Raw genomic sequence first — 21,205 nt, forward strand, 5'->3', positions numbered from 1 at the left:
ACCCTACCAGTGTTTAAATTTGTGATCAACTTCACACATGTATTTCGTTTAGGACTCATTGGTGTAACTGATTATTTACACCAAATTTACAGAGAAGATTTCCTCGACCATTGCCCCCGCCAGACGCTGCGCTGAACAGAGTCGTGGCATCCCCAGCGCGACAGTTTGCCAACGTTGGGTCACTGACCAGCAAACGGGTTGTTTATCTGCCGTGGTCCACTTTCCCAGCCAACTTAAAAAATCAGCATGATCCCCGCCCGTCGGAATGGTCGAAGAGGCAAACCACTGATGGTAATAGTGACGCGTGGTCGGGGCCGCATTGATACTCTCTGCCAAATGTTGTGTCGCTTTCTCGCGCAAATCACCCAGCAACAACGCCACCGCTTGCGGGCTTCCCAGACGGCAGGCATCGCCAAATGCCCCCCAGCGCAACTCCTCCAGAACGATAAAACAGCGCCCAGGCAACGACCAGGCGTTATACGCCCCAGCACGCCAGCGGGTAAAAATTTGCTCGCTCTGTTCACCCGCCTGCACCAGTAGGCCTCGTTGCGTTAACGCCTTTTCCTTCCAGCGACAACGGGCTGAAAACCACTCATACAAGGCGGCAATTTGCTGGGGGAGCTCAGGGAAAGCAGAGTGCTGGCGGTGATCCATTTTTTGCAGCAGCGCCAGATGTTGCGCGATCTGCGTCAGCGCCAGATGACCGGGATCCAGCATCGACGCCAGTTTTTCCACCAATGTCAGACGCAGGCTAAGCGGCGCATTTAACATCCCGCCGTTCGTCCATGCCTGAAGCTGCACACGCGCAAGAAGTTCCTGCATCAGTCGTTCACGAAACTGCTGCTGATGGGCTTGTGGATGGCGGGCATCATCGCCCTGCGCCAGATCCACTAAAAAGCGGGGATGAATCGACTCCAGCACGCGACCGGGGCCGTCCAGTAACGTCTTGGTCAATATCGTTCTGCCGTGAAAAGTGTTTGAATATCATCGCGTAACAGCTGAGCGTCGGTGTAAATCCAGCCATGAGTCATCACAGTCTGCTGCAATTGCTGCTGCATCAGCCTGACCACCGATTCATTTTGTTGACGCAGAGCCAGGCTTTCGCGTAAACGCGTCTGTAATTCCGTCAAACATGAAGCGAACTCAGCGAAAAAAGTATTCATGCCTGCCGTAACAGATTCATCGACCTGCTCTGCCAGAACTTTAGCCATTTGTTGGCAATAAAGATCGACTTCTGCGCTTAATGCTCGTTGCAACGCACTGTAATCAACCGTCTCTGTCGGGGATTTCTCATTTCCCCGTCCCCAGTCGGGCTGATTCAACCAGCGCGAAAAAGTCTCACGCACAACGCCTAAACGCGTGCTCTGCTCGTCCATTGCGTCCTGGCGCGAAATGACTTCACTGAACAGCTGGCGAGTGTTGAAGTGGGGAACTACGCCGTGAAAAACAGGAAAATGAAACCCAGGACGAAACCCTGACTCGCTCAATTCCATTTTGATTTGTTGCTCAATGGGGCGAATAACATCGGTTAACACCCGGCAAAGGGTGGATTCCAGCTCGGCAAAACGCAGCGTAAAGTCGCGACTAATGGTGTTCTGCGCCGTCTGTAACAGTGTCTCACAGCAGGTACGAATCTCGCTTAATGACCCCGAATCATCCTGAAACAAGGCGGCTAACTGCGCATTCAGCGCATCTTGCTGTTGACGCAGAAAGTGGTTGGCGGAGGTCAGGGCCAGCTCGATTTCATGTTTAATCTCGCCGCTCACCTGCGCCTGATTGAGTTGCAATAGCTGCAAACTTTCTTCGATCTGATGGATATTTTGCCGCAATTGTTCACAAGCGACGTTTAACCCGTGCGCACGAAAATCCAGGTATTCCCGCGCCTGCTGCGCGTAATTCAACAGTTTATGCGCGGCAGATCGCAGAGCATACAACGAGGCGTTAGCGTAAGCGGCATGAAGCAACGCCTGAATTGGCTGGGCGAACAGCGAATCTTCCCACAACTGATCGGCAGCATGACGAATATGTTCGAGGTCCGCCAGATCGGCATGACGCCAGCGCCTGCCGAGCGCGGCATGGGCAAAATCTTCCACCCAGCGTTGTTGCTCTGGCGGTGGTAACTTACCGTTGTTGGCTAACTCATGGCGCACCCGATTCGCCAGGTAGCCCCACATCGACGACACCGGAAATATCTGCTGTGGCGTAATACAACCTTTCATCAGCGTCCCGGAAATCAGTGCCCGCACCTGGTCGGCGTCGTCACTGTTACGATCCTGTTGATCGAACTTATTGACCAGCACATACAACGGCACCGATTGCCCCACCGCCAAAATTGCCTCACGGACCTCTTCATCGGAGATCGATTTCAGTTGCGTATAATCCAGCACCGCCAGTACCGCCGAGGCGCGTGCCAGCTGCTGGTTAAGCATTTTTTGCAGATGCGGTTGCCCGGCTTCATTTGGCCCGGGGGTATCCAGTAACGTCAACTGACCGGGATAACTCTCCAGCCCCGCCAGATGGACAAACTCCACTTCAATCACGGGAATATGCTCAATGGCGGCGTAAGCAGAAAAAGGAAAATCGACGTCCAGCGCCTTCGCCAGTCGCACCAAATCATTCAAACTTTTCAGACAATGAAAAATAGGTTGAGCACCCAGATAATATTTTTCGAAAGCGATGCCATTTTCAATCCGCTGCATAAGCGCACGCATATCTTTATCTATTTCCAGCACATCGGTCAGATGCTTAATATCGCAATCACGCAGGCGCTGTTGTAATTGTTGAATTAAATGGTCGATTGGCGCGACATGTGAAAAATGCAGTACCGGTTCTTTTTGCCCGGGCGTATGGCGAATAAGCGTTGGCAGCGCAGTCATTGGGCGATTGCGATTAGGCAGAACCTCCGTACCAACAATGGCATTAATGGTGGTTGATTTCCCTGCTTTCATAGTACCGACAATCGCCAGCACCATTTCCAGTCGGGAAATTTTACGCAACTCATTATTCAGCATCGCGTGACGTTCGGCGATATTAGGCTGACTCCAGGGTAAAGCCAGTTGTGGCGCATCGTCTCCGGGTACAGAGAGAGGCATTTTTTCCAGTAACTGCAACTGTTGGCGAGAAAGCTGTAACAGGCGTTCAGCCTCCTGACTTAACTCATACAGGGTCTGTGTGTACATAGAAAATTTTTCCTTAAAGCAAATTTTATTACTTTTATTTAGCCAGATTGTTTTTGAGTTCTGTTTTCGGCTTTTATAATTACCGCAAGAAATAATTTTATATTTAGCGTGTTGTTTTTTATTAGAATAAATAACATCTTCCAATACGTTTAAAACGTCAGAAAGATAAAAACATCATGTGAATTAAAAAAAGAACGAGTAGAGCATTAACCTTATCTTAAATAATAAATGGAGGCAAAAAGATTATTTTCTTTTTGCGTTTCCTTTCAAATGAAAACGATCGTCGTCTAAAATCAGCAGTACCCCCGACAAACTCAGGGATTTTGTGTATAATTGCGGCCTTTTTCGGCAATCTGCCGTTTTTTGGCGCTTTTGCCCTGCTGACTTTTGAGGAAATCCACATGTCATTACCACGCTGCCCAAAATGCAACTCCGAATACACCTACGAAGATAACGGCATGTACATCTGCCCGGAATGTGCCTACGAATGGAACGACGCAGAACCTGCACAGGAAAGCGACGAGCTGATCGTTAAAGATGCTAACGGCAATCTGCTGGCTGACGGCGACAGCGTTACCATCATTAAAGATCTGAAAGTGAAAGGTAGCTCTTCGATGCTGAAAATTGGCACCAAAGTGAAAAACATCCGCCTGGTTGAAGGCGACCATAACATCGATTGCAAAATCGACGGTTTTGGTCCGATGAAACTGAAGTCTGAGTTTGTGAAAAAGAACTGATTGTATTGTGATCGGTAGGCCGGATAAGGCGTTTACGCCGCATCCGGCAACGGTGGCGACTGCCTGATGCGACGCTGACCGCGTCTTATCAGGCTTCCCTCTCATCTGTATAAATTTCGAACTACACTTAACGGGCTTCTCTTAACTGAGGTCACCATCATGCCGTTAAGTCCCTACCTCTCTTTTGCCGGTAACTGTGCCGACGCAATTGCTTATTATCAACGTACGTTGGGCGCTGAACTGCTCTATAAAATCAGCTTCGGCGAAATGCCAAAATCAGCGCAGGACAGCGCCGAGAACTGCCCTTCCGGAATGCAATTTCCCGATACCGCCATCGCCCACGCCAATGTGCGCATTGCCGGAAGCGATATCATGATGAGCGATGCTATACCGTCAGGAAAAGCCAGCTACTCCGGCTTTACGCTGGTGCTCGATTCGCAACAGGTAGAAGAAGGAAAACGCTGGTTTGACAACCTTGCCGCTAACGGAAAAATCGAAATGGCCTGGCAGGAAACTTTCTGGGCGCATGGCTTTGGCAAAGTCACCGATAAATTTGGCGTACCGTGGATGATTAATGTCGTCAAACAACAACCAACGCAATAATCCGCCGGGAGGCCCGCCCTCCCGCACTGTCATCGAATTCCCGTTAACTCTTCATCTGTTAGTCACTTTTAATTAACCAAATCGTCACAATAATCCGCCACGATGGAGCCACTTTTTTAGGGAGGCTGCATCATGCAAACGATTATCCGTGTCGAGAAGCTCACCAAAACCTTCAATCAGCATCAGGCGCTGCACGCGGTTGATCTGAACATTCATCACGGTGAAATGGTGGCTCTGCTTGGGCCGTCGGGTTCCGGCAAATCCACCCTTTTACGTCACTTAAGCGGTTTGATTACCGGCGATAAATCTGCCGGTAGCCATATCGAGCTGCTGGGCCGCACAGTCCAGCGCGAAGGCCGCCTGGCCCACGATATCCGCAAAAGCCGCGCCAACACCGGCTACATCTTCCAACAATTCAACCTGGTGAATCGCCTGAGCGTACTGGAGAACGTGCTGATTGGCGCGCTCGGCAGCACGCCATTCTGGCGAACCTGTTTTAGCTACTTCACCCGCGAGCAGAAACAGCGCGCGTTACAGGCGCTGACCCGCGTTGGCATGGTGCACTTTGCCCATCAACGCGTTTCCACACTCTCCGGCGGCCAGCAACAGCGTGTGGCGATTGCCCGCGCGCTGATGCAGCAGGCGAAGGTGATTCTGGCCGATGAGCCCATCGCCTCGCTGGACCCGGAATCGGCGCGCATCGTGATGGACACCCTGCGCGACATCAACCAGAACGACGGCATCACCGTGGTCGTCACGCTACATCAGGTGGATTACGCCCTGCGCTACTGCGAACGCATCGTCGCCCTGCGTCAGGGGCACGTCTTTTACGACGGCAGCAGCCAACTGTTTGATAACGAACGTTTTGACCATCTCTACCGCAGCATTAATCGCATTGAAGAGAACGCGAAAGCTGCCTGACATCCCCATCATTGAGGAAAACGAATGAACGCTAAGATAATTGCCTCGCTGGCCTTCACCAGCATGTTCAGCCTCAGCACCCTGTTAAGCCCGGCGCACGCCGAAGAGCAGGAAAAGGCGCTGAATTTCGGCATTATTTCAACGGAATCACAGCAAAACCTGAAACCGCAATGGACGCCGTTCTTACAGGATATGGAGAAGAAGCTGGGCGTAAAGGTCAACGCCTTCTTTGCCCCGGACTACGCGGGCATTATCCAGGGAATGCGCTTCAACAAAGTGGATATCGCCTGGTACGGCAATCTGTCGGCGATGGAAGCGGTGGATCGCGCCAACGGTCAGGTCTTCGCCCAGACGGTCGCGGCGGATGGATCGCCAGGTTACTGGAGCGTGTTGATCGTCAACAAAGACAGTCCGATCAACAACCTGAACGATCTGCTGGCGAAGCGTAAAGATCTCACCTTTGGCAATGGCGATCCTAACTCCACCTCTGGCTTCCTCGTCCCCGGCTACTACGTCTTCGCCAAAAACAATATCTCCGCCAGCGACTTCAAGCGCACCGTCAACGCCGGGCATGAAACCAACGCGCTGGCCGTCGCCAACAAACAGGTGGATGTGGCGACCAACAACACCGAAAACCTCGACAAGCTGAAAACCTCCGCACCGGAGAAGCTCAAAGAACTGAAGGTGATCTGGAAATCGCCGCTGATCCCAGGCGATCCGATCGTCTGGCGCAAAAATCTGTCCGAAACCACCAAAGACAAGATCTACGACTTCTTTATGAACTACGGCAAAACGCCGGAAGAGAAAGCGGTGCTGGAACGCCTGGGCTGGGCCCCGTTCCGCGCCTCCAGCGACCTGCAACTGGTGCCGATTCGCCAGCTCGCGCTGTTTAAAGAGATGCAGGGCGTGAAAGGCAATAAAGGGCTGAATGAGCAGGACAAGCTGGCAAAAACCAGCGCCATTCAGGCGCAACTGGATGACCTGGACCGCCTGAACAACGCGTTAAGCGCGATGAGTTCGGTGAGTAAAGCGGTGCAGTAAATCGTAGGTCGGATAAGACGCCCCGGCGTCGCATCCGACAATGTGCAGACGTTGATGCCGGATGCGGTGCAAGCACCTTATCCGGCCTACAGACCGGAGCCAAACATGCAAACCATCACCATCGCCCCACCCAAGCGCAGCTGGTTCTCGCTTCTGAGCTGGGCCATTGTTCTCGCCGTGTTGGTCGTCTCGTGGCAGGGCGCGGAAATGGCCCCGCTTACGCTGATCAAAGACGGCGGCAACATGGCAACCTTCGCCGCCGACTTCTTCCCGCCCGATTTCAGCCAATGGCAGGATTACCTCACCGAAATGGCCGTCACGCTGCAAATCGCCGTCTGGGGCACCGCGCTGGCAGTCGTTCTCTCCATCCCCTTCGGCCTGATGAGCGCTGAAAACCTGGTGCCGTGGTGGGTGTATCAGCCCGTTCGCCGCCTGATGGACGCCTGCCGCGCCATTAACGAGATGGTCTTCGCCATGCTGTTCGTGGTCGCCGTCGGTCTCGGTCCGTTCGCTGGCGTACTGGCGCTGTTTATCCACACCACCGGCGTGCTCTCCAAACTGCTTTCCGAAGCGGTAGAAGCAATTGAACCCGGCCCGGTGGAAGGTATTCGCGCCACTGGTGCCAACAAGCTCGAAGAGATCCTCTACGGCGTGCTGCCGCAGGTGATGCCGCTGCTGATCTCCTACTCCCTCTATCGCTTCGAATCCAACGTCCGTTCGGCCACCGTTGTTGGCATGGTCGGCGCTGGCGGGATCGGCGTCACCCTGTGGGAAGCGATTCGCGGTTTCCAGTTCCAGCAAACCTGCGCCCTGATGGTGCTGATTATCGTCACGGTCAGCCTGCTGGATTTCCTCTCTCAACGGTTGCGTAAGCACTTTATCTGATAAGCGAGGCATTGATATCTATGCACTTGTCTACACATCCGACCAGCTACCCAACACGCTATCAGGAGATAGCCGCAAAACTTGAGCAGGAGCTTCGTCAACACTACCGCTGCGGCGACTATCTTCCCGCCGAGCAGCAACTGGCGGCGCGCTTTGAGGTGAACCGCCACACCCTGCGCCGCGCCATTGACCAACTGGTGGAAAAAGGCTGGGTACAGCGCCGTCAGGGCGTCGGCGTGCTGGTGCTGATGCGCCCGTTCGATTACCCGCTCAACGCCCAGGCGCGTTTTAGCCAGAACCTGCTGGATCAGGGCAGCCATCCCACCAGCGAAAAACTGCTGTCTGTGCTGCGCCCGGCCTCCGGTCACGTCGCTGACGCGCTGGGGATCGCCGAGGGCGAGAACGTTATCCACCTGCGCACCCTGCGCCGGGTCAACGGCGTCGCGCTCTGTTTAATCGACCACTACTTTGCGGACCTCACCCTCTGGCCGACGCTGCAACGCTTCGACAGCGGCTCGCTGCACGATTTTCTGCGCGAGCAAATGGGGATTGCGCTGCGCCGCAGCCAGACGCGGATCAGCGCCCGCCGCGCCCAGGCCAAAGAGTGCCAGCGTCTTGAAATCCCGAATATGTCGCCGCTGCTGTGCGTGCGCACCCTTAACCACCGTGACGGTGAAAGCAGCCCGGCGGAGTACTCCGTCAGCCTGACGCGCGCCGACATGATTGAATTCACTATGGAGCACTGAATGCACGCAGATACCGCGACCCGCCAGCACTGGATGTCCGTACTGGCACACAGCCAACCGGCTGAACTGGCAGCCCGCCTGAACGCGCTGAACATCACCGCCGACTATGAGGTGATCCGCGCCGCTGAAACCGGCCTGGTGCAGATTCAGGCGCGGATGGGTGGCACCGGCGAACGCTTTTTTGCTGGCGACGCCACGCTCACCCGCGCCGCCGTACGCCTGACTGACGGCACGCTCGGCTACAGCTGGGTGCTGGGGCGCGACAAACAGCACGCCGAACGCTGCACGCTGATTGACGCGCTGATGCAGCAAACCCGCCATTTTCAAAACTTATCAGAAACCCTTATTGCCCCGCTGGACGCTGACCGTATGGCACGCATTGCCGCACGCCAGGCCGAAGTGAACGCCAGCCGGGTCGACTTCTTTACGATGGTTCGCGGAGACAACGCATGACCCTGGAAACCGCTTTTATGCTTCCCGTGCAGGATGCCCAGCACAGTTTTCGTCGCCTGTTAAAGGCCATGAGCGAGCCGGGCGTGATTGTCGCCCTGCATCAGCTCAAACGCGGCTGGCAGCCGCTGAATATCGCCACCACCAGCGTGCTGCTGACGCTGGCCGATAACGACACGCCGGTGTGGCTTTCTGCGCCATTAAGTAACGATATCGTCAGCCAGAGCCTGCGTTTTCATACCAACGCGCCGCTGGTCAATCAGCCGGAACTGGCGACCTTCGCGGTAACGGATGAGGCGATTTCCAGCGAACAGCTCAACGCTCTTTCCAGCGGCACCGCTGTTGCGCCGGAAGCGGGCGCGACGCTGATTTTACAGGTCGTCAGCCTGAGCGGCGGGCGCATGCTGCGCCTTACTGGCGCGGGTATTGCCGAAGAACGAATGATCGCCCCGCAGCTGCCGGAGTGCATTCTGCACGAACTTACCGAGCGCCCGCACCCGTTCCCGCTCGGCATCGACCTGATCCTGACCTGCGGCGAGCGGCTGCTGGCTATCCCGCGAACCACTCATGTGGAGGTGTGCTGATGTACGTTGCCGTGAAAGGGGGCGAGAAGGCGATCGACGCCGCCCACGCCCTGCAAGAGAGCCGACGCCGGGGCAATACCGATTTGCCTGAACTGAGCGTCGCCCAGATTGAACAGCAGCTTAATCTTGCAGTAGATCGCGTGATGACCGAAGGCGGCATTGCCGACCGCGAACTGGCGGCGCTGGCGCTGAAACAGGCCAGCGGCGATAACGTCGAAGCGATTTTCCTGCTACGCGCCTACCGCACCACGCTGGCGAAGCTGGCGGTAAGCGAGCCGCTCGACACCACGGAGATGCGTCTCGAACGGCGTATTTCAGCGGTTTATAAAGATATTCCCGGCGGCCAGCTGCTTGGCCCAACCTACGACTACACCCATCGCCTGCTCGATTTCACCCTGCTGGCAAACGGCGAAGCGCCGACGCTGACCACCGCCGACAGCGCACAACAGCCGTCGCCGCACGTTTTCAGCCTGCTGGCGCGTCAGGGGCTGGCGAAGTTTGAAGAAGATAGCGGCGCACAGCCGGATGACATCACCCGCACGCCGCCGGTTTACCCCTGCTCACGCTCCTCCCGCCTGCAACAATTAATGCGCGGGGACGAAGGCTATTTGCTGGCGCTGGCCTACTCCACCCAGCGTGGTTACGGGCGCAATCACCCGTTCGCGGGCGAGATCCGCAGTGGCTATATCGACGTGTCTATTGTGCCGGAAGAGCTGGGATTTGCGGTGAACGTCGGCGAACTGCTGATGACCGAATGTGAAATGGTCAACGGTTTTATCGACCCGCCGGATGAGCCGCCGCACTTCACGCGCGGCTACGGACTGGTGTTCGGCATGAGCGAGCGCAAAGCGATGGCAATGGCGCTGGTTGACCGTGCGTTGCAGGCTCCGGAGTACGGCGAGCACGCGACAGGCCCGGCGCAGGATGAAGAGTTCGTGCTGGCGCATGCCGACAACGTCGAAGCCGCAGGCTTTGTCTCGCACCTTAAACTCCCCCACTACGTCGATTTCCAGGCCGAACTGGAGCTACTCAAACGTCTGCAACAGGAGCAGAACCATGGCTAATCTGAGCGGCTACAACTTTGCCTACCTCGACGAGCAGACCAAACGCATGATCCGCCGTGCCATCTTAAAAGCGGTGGCGATCCCCGGTTATCAGGTGCCGTTTGGCGGGCGCGAGATGCCGATGCCGTACGGCTGGGGAACCGGCGGCATACAGCTTACCGCCAGCGTGATTGGCGAAAGCGATGTGCTGAAGGTGATTGACCAGGGCGCGGACGACACCACCAACGCGGTGTCGATCCGTAACTTCTTTAAGCGCGTGACCGGGGTAAACACCACTGAACGTACGGACGATGCGACGCTTATCCAGACGCGCCACCGCATCCCCGAAACGCCGCTGACCGAAGATCAGATCATTATTTTCCAGGTGCCGATCCCCGAACCGCTGCGCTTTATCGAGCCGCGCGAAACGGAAACCCGCACCATGCACGCGCTGGAGGAGTACGGCGTGATGCAGGTGAAGCTGTATGAAGATATCGCCCGCTTCGGTCATATCGCCACCACCTACGCCTATCCGGTGAAGGTAAACGGGCGCTACGTAATGGACCCGTCGCCGATCCCGAAATTTGATAACCCGAAAATGAACATGATGCCCGCCCTGCAACTGTTCGGCGCGGGGCGCGAGAAGCGCATCTATGCGGTGCCGCCGTTTACCCGCGTGGAAAGCCTCGATTTCGACGATCACCCGTTCACCGTTCAGCAGTGGAATGAGCCATGCGCCATCTGCGGATCGACCCACAGCTATCTTGATGAAGTGGTGCTGGATGACGCCGGAAACCGCATGTTTGTCTGCTCCGATACCGATTATTGCCGCCAACAGAGCGAGGCGAAAAGCCAATGAATCAACCGTTACTTTCGGTCAATAACCTGACCCACCTTTACGCGCCGGGCAAAGGCTTTAGCGATGTCTCTTTTGATTTATGGCCGGGGGAAGTGCTGGGCATCGTCGGGGAATCCGGCTCCGGGAAGACCACGCTGCTGAAGTCGATCTCCGCGCGCCTGACGCCGCAGCAAGGGGAAATTCGCTATGAAAACCGTTCCCTCTATGGCATGAGCGAGGCCGACCGCCGTCGCCTGCTGCGCACCGAATGGGGCGTGGTGCATCAGCATCCACTCGACGGCCTGCGCCGCCAGGTGTCGGCAGGCGGCAATATCGGCGAGCGGCTGATGGCGACCGGGGCGCGTCATTACGGCGATATTCGTGCCACCGCGCAGAAGTGGCTGGAAGAGGTGGAAATTCCCGCCAACCGGATCGACGACCTGCCGACCACCTTTTCCGGCGGTATGCAGCAGCGTTTGCAGATTGCCCGCAACCTGGTGACGCATCCGAAGCTGGTATTTATGGACGAGCCAACCGGCGGGCTGGATGTATCTGTGCAGGCGCGCCTGCTCGACCTGCTGCGCGGCCTGGTGGTGGAGCTGAACCTGGCGGTGGTGATTGTCACCCACGATTTAGGCGTCGCCCGCCTGCTGGCGGACCGTTTGCTGGTGATGAAGCAGGGGCAAGTGGTGGAGAGTGGGTTAACCGACCGCGTGCTCGACGACCCGCACCATCCGTATACACAACTGCTGGTGTCATCGGTTTTGCAGAATTGAGCCGGTGCCGGATGCGGCGTAAACGCCTTATCCGGCCTACAAATGCGCTCCCCGTAGGTCGGATAAGACGCGTCAGCGTCGCATCCGACACCCGAACCACGAGGCGAAAAATGATTAACGTACAAAACGTCAGTAAAACCTTCATCCTGCATCAGCAAAACGGCGTGCGCCTGCCCGTCTTACAACGTGCCTCGCTCACCGTCAACGCAGGCGAATGCGTGGTGCTTCACGGCCACTCCGGCAGCGGAAAATCAACCCTGCTGCGCTCGCTGTACGCCAACTATCTGCCCGACGAAGGGCAAATCCAGATCAAACACGGTGAGGAATGGGTAGACCTGGTCACCGCGCCAGCCCGCAAAGTGGTGGAGATCCGCAAAACCACCATCGGCTGGGTGAGCCAGTTTCTGCGCGTCATCCCGCGTATTTCGGCACTGGAAGTGGTGATGCAGCCTCTGCTCGATACCGGCGTACCGCGTGAAGCCTGCGCCGCTAAAGCCGCCCGATTACTGACGCGCCTGAACGTGCCTGAACGCCTGTGGCACCTGGCACCATCGACCTTCTCCGGCGGCGAACAGCAGCGCGTCAACATCGCCCGTGGCTTTATCGTCGACTATCCGATTCTGCTGCTGGATGAACCCACCGCCTCGCTGGACGCTAAAAACAGCGCCGCGGTGGTGGAATTAATTCGCGAAGCCAAAGCCCGTGGCGCGGCCATCGTCGGTATCTTCCATGACGAAGCCGTACGCAATGACGTCGCCGACCGCCTGCACCCAATGGGAGTCTCTTCATGATTATCAATAACGTCAAACTGGTGCTGGAAAACGAAGTGGTGCACGGTTCACTGGAAGTACAGGATGGCAAAATTCGCGCCTTTGCCGAAAGCCAGAGCCGCCAGCCGGAAGCGATGGACGGCGAAGGTGGCTGGCTGCTGCCGGGGCTGATTGAGCTGCATACCGATAATCTGGATAAATTCTTCACCCCGCGTCCAAAAGTGGACTGGCCCGCCCACTCGGCAATGAGTAGCCACGACGCGCTGATGGTGGCGAGCGGCATCACCACCGTGCTGGACGCGGTGGCGATTGGCGACGTGCGCGACGGCGGCGATCGGCTGGAGAATCTGGAGAAGATGATCAACGCCATCGAAGAGACGCAGAAACGCGGCGTCAACCGCGCCGAGCACCGTCTGCATCTGCGCTGCGAACTGCCGCATCACACCACGCTGCCGCTGTTTGAAAAACTGGTGCAGCGCGAACCGGTGACGCTGGTGTCGCTGATGGATCACTCGCCGGGCCAGCGCCAGTTCGCTAACCGCGAGAAGTATCGCGAATATTATCAGGGCAAATACTCGCTCACCGAAGCGCAGATGCAGCAGTATGAAGAAGAGCAGCTGGCGCTCGCCGCACGCTGGTCGCAGCCAAATCGCGAAACCATCGCCGCAATGTGCCGCGCGCGACACATTGCGCTCGCCAGCCACGATGACGCCACGCACGCCCACGTTGCTGAATCTCACCAACTTGGCAGCGTAATCGCCGAATTTCCCACCACGTTCGAAGCGGCAGAAGCCTCGCGCAAGCATGGCATGAACGTGCTGATGGGCGCACCGAATATCGTGCGCGGCGGTTCGCACTCCGGCAACGTGGCGGCCAGTGAACTGGCGCAGCTTGGCCTGCTGGATATCCTCTCTTCCGACTACTACCCCGCCAGCCTGCTCGATGCGGCATTTCGCGTCGCCGATGACGAGAGCAACCGCTTTACGCTGCCGCAGGCGGTGAAGCTGGTGACTAAAAATCCGGCGCAGGCGCTTAATCTTCAGGATCGCGGGGTGATTGGCGAGGGCAAACGCGCCGACCTGGTGCTGGCGCATCGCAAGGGCAATCACATTCATATCGACCACGTCTGGCGTCAGGGTAAAAGGGTGTTCTGATGACGGGAAAACTGATTTGGTTAATGGGGGCCTCTGGCTCCGGAAAAGACAGTCTGTTGACGGAACTCCGCCAGCGGGAACAAACTCAGCTACTGGTAGCGCATCGCTACATCACGCGCGCCGCCAGCGCCGGAAGTGAAAACCATATCGCCCTGAGCGAGCAGGAGTTTTTTACCCGCGCGGGGCAGAACCTTCTGGCCTTAAGCTGGCACGCTAACGGTCTGTATTATGGCGTCGGCGTCGAGATTGACCTCTGGCTGCACGCTGGATTTGACGTGGTGGTCAACGGCTCACGCGCCCATCTGCCGCAGGCGCGGGCGCGCTATCAATCGGCGCTGCTGCCCGTTTGTTTACAGGTTTCGCCAGAGATCCTGCGCCAGCGCCTGGAAAACCGTGGTCGTGAAAATGCCAGTGAAATTAACGCCCGGCTGGCGCGCGCTGCCCGCTATACTCCTCAGGATTGTCTTACGCTCAATAATGACGGCAGCCTGCGCCAGTCGGTCGACACGCTGCTGACGCTGATTCATCAGAAGGAGAAACACCATGCCTGCTTGTGAGCTTCGCCCGGCCACGCAGTACGATACCGACGCAGTTTACGCGCTGATTTGTGAGCTAAAACAGGCGGAGTTTGACCACCACGCGTTTCGCGTGGGCTTTAACGCCAACCTGCGCGACCCGAACATGCACTACCATCTGGCGCTGCTGGATGGCGAAGTTGTCGGCATGATCGGCCTGCATTTGCAGTTTCATCTGCATCATGTCAACTGGATCGGCGAAATTCAGGAACTGGTGGTGATGCCGCAGGCGCGCGGTCTGAATGTCGGCAGTAAATTACTGGCATGGGCAGAAGAAGAAGCCCGCCAGGCCGGGGCCGAAATGACCGAGCTTTCCACCAACGTCAAGCGCCACGACGCGCACCGTTTCTATCTGCGCGAAGGCTACGAGCAGAGCCACTTCCGCTTCACCAAGGTGCTGTAACATGAGCCTGACCCTCACACTTACTGGCACTGGCGGCGCACAGGGCGTTCCCGCATGGGGCTGTGAGTGCGTGGCCTGCGTCAGAGCGCGGCGCTCACCGCAGTATCGCCGCCAGCCATGCAGCGGCGTCGTGAAGTTTAACGACGCGATCACCCTGATCGACGCCGGGCGGCACGATCTCGCCGATCGCTGGTCGCCCGGATCGTTCCAGCAGTTTTTGCTGACGCACTACCATATGGATCACGTGCAGGGGCTGTTTCCGCTGCGCTGGGGCGTGGGCGATCAGATCCCGGTCTACGGCCCGCCGGATGAACAGGGCTGCGACGATCTATTCAAACATTCGGGCCTGCTTGATTTCAGCCACACGGTGGAGCCATTTGTGATGTTTGATTTGCAGGGATTACAGGTCACGCCGCTGCCGCTCAACCATTCGAAACTCACTTTCGGCTATCTACTGGAAACGGCACATAGCCGGGTGGCGTGGCTGTCTGACACCGCAGGCCTGCCGGAAAAAACGCTGAAATTTTTACGCAATAATCAGCCACAGGTAATGGTGATTGATTGCAGCCACCCGCCGCGCGAGGATGCACCGCGTAATCACTGTGATTTAAATACCGTGCTTGCGCTGAATCAGGTTATCCGCTCGCCACGGGTGATACTGACCCATATCAGCCACCAGTTTGATGCGTGGCTGATGGAAAACGCACTGCCGTCGGGGTTTGAGGCGGGGTTTGATGGGATGGAGATTGAGGTGGCGTGAGGGAAAATACCCGCGCCGGCCCCTATATCAACGCCCATACTCATCTTCCATTCTCCGCTCTTCATCCTCCAGTTGCCGACGCTCCTGATCAAGCTGGCGCTGGCGATCGTCCAGCTGCCTGCGGCGATCTTCAAACTGGCGGCGGCGGTCGTCATATTGTCTGCGCCGATCGTCGCTCACTTCACGCTGCCAGCCGTCGTCGCGCGAATCTTCATAGTCTCGCCCACGGTCAGGGTTATAAGCGTCGTTAATCGCCTGCTGAATATTGCCAATGGTGTCGTCGATAATATCGGCCTGGGCCGGAACGGTGGACAGCGTGAGCAGGGTGAATAAAAGAAATAGCGGAAAGCGTTTCATTAGCCAACCTCAAAAAGAAACTCTATCCACATTAGTCATTACTCATCCATGCAAGTAGTGGACGAATCTCAATTTCTCCGCTGCTCTATTGCCGTAATCGCCTCCACGCGTTGTTGATGACGACCGCCTTCGTACTGTGCGCCCAGCCACGCATCGACAATCATTTTTGCCAGTTCGAGGCCAACCACTCGTGAACCAAAAGCCAGCACGTTGGTGTCGTTATGCTGCCGCGAAAGTTGCGCGGAATAAGGTTCGCTACAAACGACCGCGCGAATTCCGGCAAACTTGTTCGCCGCTATCGAAATACCGACGCCAGTGCCACAAATCAAAATCCCGCCATCAGCCTCTCCGCCAGCAACTGCCAGTGCGACTTGACTGGCGTAATGCGGATAATCAGTACGCTCTGACGACCAGGTTCCTTTATCAATCACTTCAACGCCACGCTCAACTAAATGTGCCACTATTTCATGTTTTAAAATGAAACCGACATGATCACAGCCAAATGCAATCTTTTTCATTCATCTTCCCCGCCCGCGCAAAACTTCACAATCAAAAAACATTTGTGATGTAAATGAATTAAAAACACCCAAAATCGATGAAATCCGCCTTCCTGATCTGTTTTACAGAGTTACATCTGGCAGCGCAATAGCGTTAAAGACACTCACTATCCAGCAACATCTATCATCCAATAAACCAGAAAAACAAATAACATCATGTTTTTAAAGTGATTAAATGAAATGAAATTTTAAGCCACTCTCCATTATTCACAACAAAACAAACTTTATAAATTTTATTTTTTTGTGAAGTTGCCAGCATCTTTTCTGTTCTTGCTGTGGTGATATAGTGGCGTCTTCAATTCAAGGACAAGAGAACGTGATGAGCCAGTCAGAGTTTGATTCAGCGCTTCCGAACGGTATCGGGTTAGCGCCTTACCTGCGAATGAAGCAGGAAGGAATGACAGAAAACGAAAGCCGCATCGTGGAGTGGTTACTCAAACCCGGTAACCTGAGTTGTGCACCCGCAATTAAAGATGTCGCAGAAGCTCTGGCGGTATCTGAAGCGATGATCGTTAAGGTATCAAAGCTGCTGGGGTTTAGCGGCTTTCGTAACTTACGCAGTGCGCTGGAATATTATTTTTCTCAGTCAGAACAAGTATTGCCTTCCGAGTTGGCTTTTGATGAAGCGCCGCAGGATGTGGTGAATAAAGTATTTAACATCACTTTACGCACCATTATGGAAGGTCAGTCGATCGTCAACGTTGATGAGATCCACCGTGCCGCCCGCTTTTTCTATCAGGCCAGACAGCGGGATTTGTACGGTGCCGGAGGATCAAATGCTATCTGTGCTGATGTACAGCACAAGTTTTTACGCATTGGCGTACGCTGCCAGGCCTATCCGGACGCTCACATCATGATGATGTCTGCTTCGTTGTTACAGGAAGGAGATGTGGTGCTGGTGGTGACCCATTCCGGGCGAACCAGTGATGTAAAAGCGGCTGTAGAACTGGCAAAAAAGAACGGGGCAAAGATTATTTGTATAACGCATAGCTACCATTCACCGATAGCGAAGCTGGCCGATTATATTATTTGCTCACCGGCCCCGGAAACACCGTTATTAGGTCGTAATGCCTCGGCAAGAATATTACAACTAACTTTGCTGGACGCGTTTTTTGTCTCTGTCGCCCAGCTCAACATTGAACAAGCTAATATTAATATGCAAAAAACCGGCGCAATTGTTGATTTCTTCTCACCAGGCGCGCTGAAATAAGAAAAAGGTAATTCCGCCATCGCGGAGTTACCTCTCCCCTTACCGTGAGAACATGATTATGAATAAATATCTGAAATATTTCAGCGGCACACTCGTGGGCTTAATGTTGTCAACCAGCGCTTTTGCTGCCGCCGAATATGCCGTCGTATTGAAAACACTCTCCAATCCATTTTGGGTAGATATGAAAAAAGGCATTGAAGATGAAGCAAAAACGCTGGGCGTCAGCGTTGATATTTTTGCCTCTCCTTCAGAAGGCGATTTTCAATCTCAATTGCAGTTATTTGAAGATCTCAGTAATAAAAATTACAAAGGTATCGCCTTCGCACCATTATCCTCAGTGAACCTGGTCATGCCTGTCGCCCGCGCATGGAAAAAAGGCATTTATCTGGTCAATCTCGATGAAAAAATCGACATGGATAATCTGAAAAAAGCAGGCGGTAATGTGGAAGGTTTTGTCACCACCGATAATGTTGCCGTCGGGGCGAAAGGCGCGTCATTCATTATTGACAAGCTGGGTGCCGAAGGGGGTGAAGTCGCAATCATTGAGGGTAAAGCCGGTAACGCCTCCGGTGAAGCGCGTCGTAATGGTGCCACCGAAGCCTTCAAAAAAGCAAGCCAGATCAAGCTTGTCGCCAGCCAGCCTGCCGACTGGGACCGTATTAAAGCACTGGATGTCGCCACTAACGTGTTGCAACGTAATCCGAATATTAAAGCGATCTATTGCGCGAATGACACGATGGCAATGGGTGTTGCTCAGGCAGTCGCAAACGCCGGAAAAACGGGCAAAGTGTTGGTCGTCGGTACAGATGGCATTCCGGAAGCCCGCAAAATGGTGGAAGCCGGACAAATGACCGCGACGGTTGCCCAGAACCCGGCGGATATCGGTGCAACGGGTCTGAAGCTGATGGTTGACGCTGAGAAATCCGGCAAGGTTATCCCGCTGGATAAAGCACCGGAATTTAAACTGGTCGATTCAATCCTGGTCACTCAATAAAACTGAATGATGCCGGATGATGATGCTAATGAAGTGTCTTATCCGGCCAACAAAATAACCTGAACGTAGACCTGATAAGTGTAGCCATCAGGCAATAATACGATATTTCGTGCAGAGAGGTTATTTATGGCCACGCCATATATATCGATGGCGGGGATCGGCAAGTCCTTTGGTCCGGTTCACGCATTAAAGTCGGTTAATTTAACGGTTTATCCTGGTGAAATACATTCATTACTAGGAGAAAATGGCGCGGGTAAATCCACGCTAATGAAAGTTTTATCCGGAATACATGAGCCGACCAAAGGCACCATTACCATTAATAACATTAACTATAACAAACTGGATCATAAATTAGCGGCACAACTCGGCATCGGGATTATTTATCAAGAACTCAGCGTTATTGATGAATTAACCGTACTGGAAAATTTATATATTGGTCGTCATCTGACGAAAAAAATCTGTGGCGTCAATATTATCGACTGGCGAGAAATGCGTGTCCGCGCCGCCATGATGTTATTACGCGTGGGCTTGAAAGTTGATTTAGATGAGAAAGTGGCGAATTTATCTATCAGCCACAAGCAGATGCTGGAAATTGCCAAAACGCTGATGCTCGACGCCAAAGTCATCATCATGGATGAACCCACCTCCTCACTCACCAATAAAGAGGTGGACTATTTGTTTCTGATCATGAATCAGTTGCGTAAGGAGGGTACGGCCATCGTCTATATCTCGCATAAATTGGCGGAAATTCGCCGTATTTGCGACCGCTATACGGTGATGAAAGACGGCAGCAGCGTTTGCAGCGGCATGGTGAGCGATGTGTCAAATGACGATATCGTCCGTCTGATGGTAGGTCGCGAACTGCAAAACCGTTTTAACGCGATGAAGGAGAATGTCAGCAACCTTGCGCACGATACGGTTTTTGAGGTGCGCAACGTCACCAGCCGTGACAGAAAAAAGGTCCGGGATATCTCATTTAGCGTCTGCCGGGGAGAAATATTAGGCTTTGCCGGACTGGTCGGTTCCGGACGTACTGAACTGATGAACTGCCTGTTTGGCGTTGATAAACGCGCTGGCGGAGAAATCCGTCTTAATGGCAAAGATATCTCTCCACGTTCTCCCCTGGATGCCGTGAAAAAAGGGATGGCTTACATCACTGAAAGCCGCCGGGATAACGGCTTTTTCCCCAACTTTTCTATCGCTCAGAACATAGCTATCAGCCGCAGTCTGAAAGACGGCGGCTATAAAGGCGCGATGGGGTTGTTTCATGAAGTTGACGAGCAACGTACCGCTGAAGCCCAGCGCGAACTGCTGGCGCTGAAATGTCATTCGGTAAACCAGAACATCACTGAACTCTCCGGCGGTAACCAGCAGAAAGTCCTGATCTCCAAATGGCTGTGCTGTCACCCGGAAGTGATCATTTTCGATGAACCTACCCGTGGCATCGACGTTGGCGCGAAAGCCGAAATTTACAAAGTGATGCGCCAACTGGCGGACGACGGAAAAGTCATCCTGATGGTGTCATCTGAATTACCTGAAATTATCACCGTCTGCGACCGCATCGCCGTGTTCTGCGAAGGACGACTGACGAAAATCCTGACGAATCGCGATGACATGAGCGAAGAGGAGATTATGGCATGGGCTTTACCACAAGAGTAAAAAGCGAAGCGAGCGAGAAGAAACCGTTCAACTTTGCGCTGTTCTGGGATAAATACGGCACCTTTTTTATCCTGGCGATCATCGTCGCCATTTTTGGTTCGCTGTCGCCAGAATATTTTCTGACCACCAATAATATTACCCAGATTTTTGTGCAAAGCTCCGTGACGGTACTGATCGGCATGGGGGAATTCTTCGCTATCCTGGTCGCCGGTATCGACCTTTCGGTTGGCGCGATTCTGGCGCTTTCCGGTATGGTGACCGCTAAACTGATGTTGGCAGGTATTGATCCGTTTCTCGCGGCGCTAATTGGCGGTGTACTGGTTGGCGGCGCACTGGGGGCGATCAACGGCTGCCTGGTCAACTGGACGGGACTACACCCGTTCATTATCACCCTTGGCACCAACGCTATTTTCCGTGGGATCACGCTGGTGATCTCCGATGCCAACTCGGTATACGGCTTCTCATTTGACTTCGTGAACTTCTTTGCCGCCAGCGTAATTGGGATACCTGTCCCCGTTATCTTCTCGCTAATTGTCGCGCTCATCCTTTGGTTTCTGACAACGCGTATGCGGCTCGGACGCAACATCTACGCACTGGGCGGCAACAAAAACTCGGCGTTCTATTCCGGGATTGACGTGAAATTCCACATCCTGGTGGTGTTTATCATCTCCGGTGTTTGTGCAGGTCTGGCAGGCGTCGTCTCAACTGCACGACTCGGTGCCGCAGAACCGCTTGCCGGTATGGGGTTTGAAACCTATGCCATTGCCAGCGCCATCATTGGCGGCACCAGTTTCTTCGGCGGCAAGGGGCGCATTTTCTCTGTGGTGATTGGCGGGTTGATCATCGGCACTATCAACAACGGTCTGAATATTTTGCAGGTACAAACCTATTACCAACTGGTGGTGATGGGCGGATTAATTATCGCGGCTGTCGCCCTTGACCGTCTTATCAGTAAGTAAGGAA

Annotated in this window: 24 protein-coding genes; 20 read left to right on the top strand and 4 right to left on the bottom strand. The window is 54.6% G+C overall.

The genetic code is table 11. From position 1 onward, the window contains the following. Positions 1–75: 75 nt before the first annotated feature. Positions 76–954, bottom strand: coding sequence for a YjcZ-like family protein (locus tag ACJHWT_RS07925; protein ID WP_000169137.1), 879 nt, complete (start codon positions 952–954; stop codon positions 76–78). Then, complete coding sequence (gene crfC, locus ACJHWT_RS07930) at positions 951–3,179, bottom strand: clamp-binding protein CrfC (protein ID WP_021525745.1); 2,229 nt, start codon at positions 3,177–3,179, stop codon at positions 951–953. The genes ACJHWT_RS07925 and crfC overlap by 4 nt, the downstream gene beginning before the upstream one ends. 401 nt (positions 3,180–3,580) lie before the next feature. Between crfC and ACJHWT_RS07935 the strand changes: the two genes are divergently transcribed. From ACJHWT_RS07935 to phnP, 16 genes are all read left to right on the top strand, one after another. Further along, entirely contained in the window at positions 3,581–3,916 is a 336-nt protein-coding gene (locus tag ACJHWT_RS07935) for a zinc ribbon domain-containing protein YjdM (RefSeq protein WP_001317557.1), read from the top strand. A 159-nt stretch (positions 3,917–4,075) separates the two neighbouring features. Next, positions 4,076–4,519, top strand: a complete 444-nt coding sequence (yjdN, locus tag ACJHWT_RS07940) for a VOC family metalloprotein YjdN (RefSeq protein WP_001131318.1) — start codon at positions 4,076–4,078, stop codon at positions 4,517–4,519. Positions 4,520–4,651: 132 nt separating this feature from the next. Beyond that, on the top strand, positions 4,652–5,440 hold the full coding sequence (phnC, locus tag ACJHWT_RS07945) for a phosphonate ABC transporter ATP-binding protein (protein ID WP_065203385.1): 789 nt from the start codon (positions 4,652–4,654) through the stop codon (positions 5,438–5,440). A gap of 24 nt (positions 5,441–5,464) precedes the next feature. Then, complete coding sequence (phnD, locus tag ACJHWT_RS07950) at positions 5,465–6,481, top strand: phosphonate ABC transporter substrate-binding protein (protein WP_000991995.1); 1,017 nt, start codon at positions 5,465–5,467, stop codon at positions 6,479–6,481. 105 nt (positions 6,482–6,586) lie between these two features. Then, positions 6,587–7,366, top strand: a complete 780-nt coding sequence (phnE, locus tag ACJHWT_RS07955) for a phosphonate ABC transporter, permease protein PhnE (protein WP_001193496.1) — start codon at positions 6,587–6,589, stop codon at positions 7,364–7,366. Positions 7,367–7,386: 20 nt separating this feature from the next. Continuing rightward, on the top strand, positions 7,387–8,112 hold the full coding sequence (gene phnF / locus ACJHWT_RS07960) for a phosphonate metabolism transcriptional regulator PhnF (protein ID WP_001317556.1): 726 nt from the start codon (positions 7,387–7,389) through the stop codon (positions 8,110–8,112). Then, positions 8,113–8,565, top strand: coding sequence for a phosphonate C-P lyase system protein PhnG (gene phnG / locus ACJHWT_RS07965; protein WP_065203386.1), 453 nt, complete (start codon positions 8,113–8,115; stop codon positions 8,563–8,565). Beyond that, positions 8,562–9,146 (top strand): phosphonate C-P lyase system protein PhnH, encoded by a 585-nt coding sequence (gene phnH / locus ACJHWT_RS07970; RefSeq protein ID WP_000171616.1) that lies wholly within the window; start codon positions 8,562–8,564, stop codon positions 9,144–9,146. Before phnG ends, phnH begins: the two co-directional genes overlap by 4 nt. Further along, on the top strand, positions 9,146–10,210 hold the full coding sequence (gene phnI, locus ACJHWT_RS07975; RefSeq protein ID WP_001317555.1) for an alpha-D-ribose 1-methylphosphonate 5-triphosphate synthase subunit PhnI: 1,065 nt from the start codon (positions 9,146–9,148) through the stop codon (positions 10,208–10,210). Before phnH ends, phnI begins: the two co-directional genes overlap by 1 nt. Next, a complete protein-coding gene (phnJ, locus tag ACJHWT_RS07980; protein ID WP_000002294.1) occupies positions 10,203–11,048 on the top strand; it encodes an alpha-D-ribose 1-methylphosphonate 5-phosphate C-P-lyase PhnJ in 846 nt (281 codons plus the stop codon). The genes phnI and phnJ overlap by 8 nt, the downstream gene beginning before the upstream one ends. Then, positions 11,045–11,803, top strand: a complete 759-nt coding sequence (phnK, locus tag ACJHWT_RS07985) for a phosphonate C-P lyase system protein PhnK (protein WP_001075536.1) — start codon at positions 11,045–11,047, stop codon at positions 11,801–11,803. The genes phnJ and phnK overlap by 4 nt, the downstream gene beginning before the upstream one ends. A gap of 110 nt (positions 11,804–11,913) precedes the next feature. Next, positions 11,914–12,594, top strand: coding sequence for a phosphonate C-P lyase system protein PhnL (gene phnL, locus ACJHWT_RS07990; protein ID WP_000611436.1), 681 nt, complete (start codon positions 11,914–11,916; stop codon positions 12,592–12,594). Then, on the top strand, positions 12,591–13,727 hold the full coding sequence (phnM, locus tag ACJHWT_RS07995) for an alpha-D-ribose 1-methylphosphonate 5-triphosphate diphosphatase (RefSeq protein WP_000586314.1): 1,137 nt from the start codon (positions 12,591–12,593) through the stop codon (positions 13,725–13,727). The genes phnL and phnM overlap by 4 nt, the downstream gene beginning before the upstream one ends. Beyond that, positions 13,727–14,284 carry a ribose 1,5-bisphosphokinase gene (gene phnN / locus ACJHWT_RS08000; RefSeq protein WP_000145994.1) on the top strand — a complete coding sequence of 186 codons (558 nt, stop codon included), beginning with the start codon at positions 13,727–13,729 and terminating at the stop codon, positions 14,282–14,284. Before phnM ends, phnN begins: the two co-directional genes overlap by 1 nt. Then, positions 14,271–14,705, top strand: coding sequence for an aminoalkylphosphonate N-acetyltransferase (gene phnO / locus ACJHWT_RS08005; protein ID WP_001110482.1), 435 nt, complete (start codon positions 14,271–14,273; stop codon positions 14,703–14,705). The genes phnN and phnO overlap by 14 nt, the downstream gene beginning before the upstream one ends. A gap of 1 nt (position 14,706) precedes the next feature. Then, on the top strand, positions 14,707–15,465 hold the full coding sequence (gene phnP, locus ACJHWT_RS08010; protein WP_000059957.1) for a phosphonate metabolism protein PhnP: 759 nt from the start codon (positions 14,707–14,709) through the stop codon (positions 15,463–15,465). A 27-nt stretch (positions 15,466–15,492) separates the two neighbouring features. Here phnP and yjdP read toward each other — a convergent pair whose 3' ends face one another. Beyond that, positions 15,493–15,822 (bottom strand): DDRRRQL repeat protein YjdP, encoded by a 330-nt coding sequence (gene yjdP / locus ACJHWT_RS08015; protein ID WP_000819746.1) that lies wholly within the window; start codon positions 15,820–15,822, stop codon positions 15,493–15,495. Positions 15,823–15,890: 68 nt separating this feature from the next. Continuing rightward, the gene (gene rpiB / locus ACJHWT_RS08020) at positions 15,891–16,340 is read right to left on the bottom strand and encodes a bifunctional allose-6-phosphate isomerase/ribose-5-phosphate isomerase RpiB (RefSeq protein ID WP_000716792.1); all 450 of its coding nucleotides are present in this window, start codon (positions 16,338–16,340) and stop codon (positions 15,891–15,893) included. 358 nt (positions 16,341–16,698) lie between these two features. On the opposite strand from rpiB, the gene alsR reads away from it, so the two are divergent. The 4 genes from alsR to alsC all read left to right on the top strand — a co-directional run bounded on the left by alsR (position 16,699) and on the right by alsC (position 21,201). Then, positions 16,699–17,589 (top strand): D-allose utilization transcriptional regulator AlsR, encoded by an 891-nt coding sequence (gene alsR, locus ACJHWT_RS08025; protein ID WP_000083218.1) that lies wholly within the window; start codon positions 16,699–16,701, stop codon positions 17,587–17,589. A gap of 58 nt (positions 17,590–17,647) precedes the next feature. Then, a complete protein-coding gene (gene alsB / locus ACJHWT_RS08030; protein WP_001361478.1) occupies positions 17,648–18,583 on the top strand; it encodes a D-allose transporter substrate-binding protein in 936 nt (311 codons plus the stop codon). A 126-nt stretch (positions 18,584–18,709) separates the two neighbouring features. After that, positions 18,710–20,242, top strand: a complete 1,533-nt coding sequence (gene alsA / locus ACJHWT_RS08035) for a D-allose ABC transporter ATP-binding protein AlsA (RefSeq protein ID WP_000235265.1) — start codon at positions 18,710–18,712, stop codon at positions 20,240–20,242. Beyond that, complete coding sequence (gene alsC, locus ACJHWT_RS08040) at positions 20,221–21,201, top strand: D-allose ABC transporter permease (RefSeq protein WP_000507104.1); 981 nt, start codon at positions 20,221–20,223, stop codon at positions 21,199–21,201. Before alsA ends, alsC begins: the two co-directional genes overlap by 22 nt. The last annotated feature ends 4 nt before the right edge of the window (positions 21,202–21,205 follow it).

Source organism: Escherichia sp. WS338, from assembly GCF_046486405.1.
Classification (GTDB): domain Bacteria; phylum Pseudomonadota; class Gammaproteobacteria; order Enterobacterales; family Enterobacteriaceae; genus Escherichia; species Escherichia coli.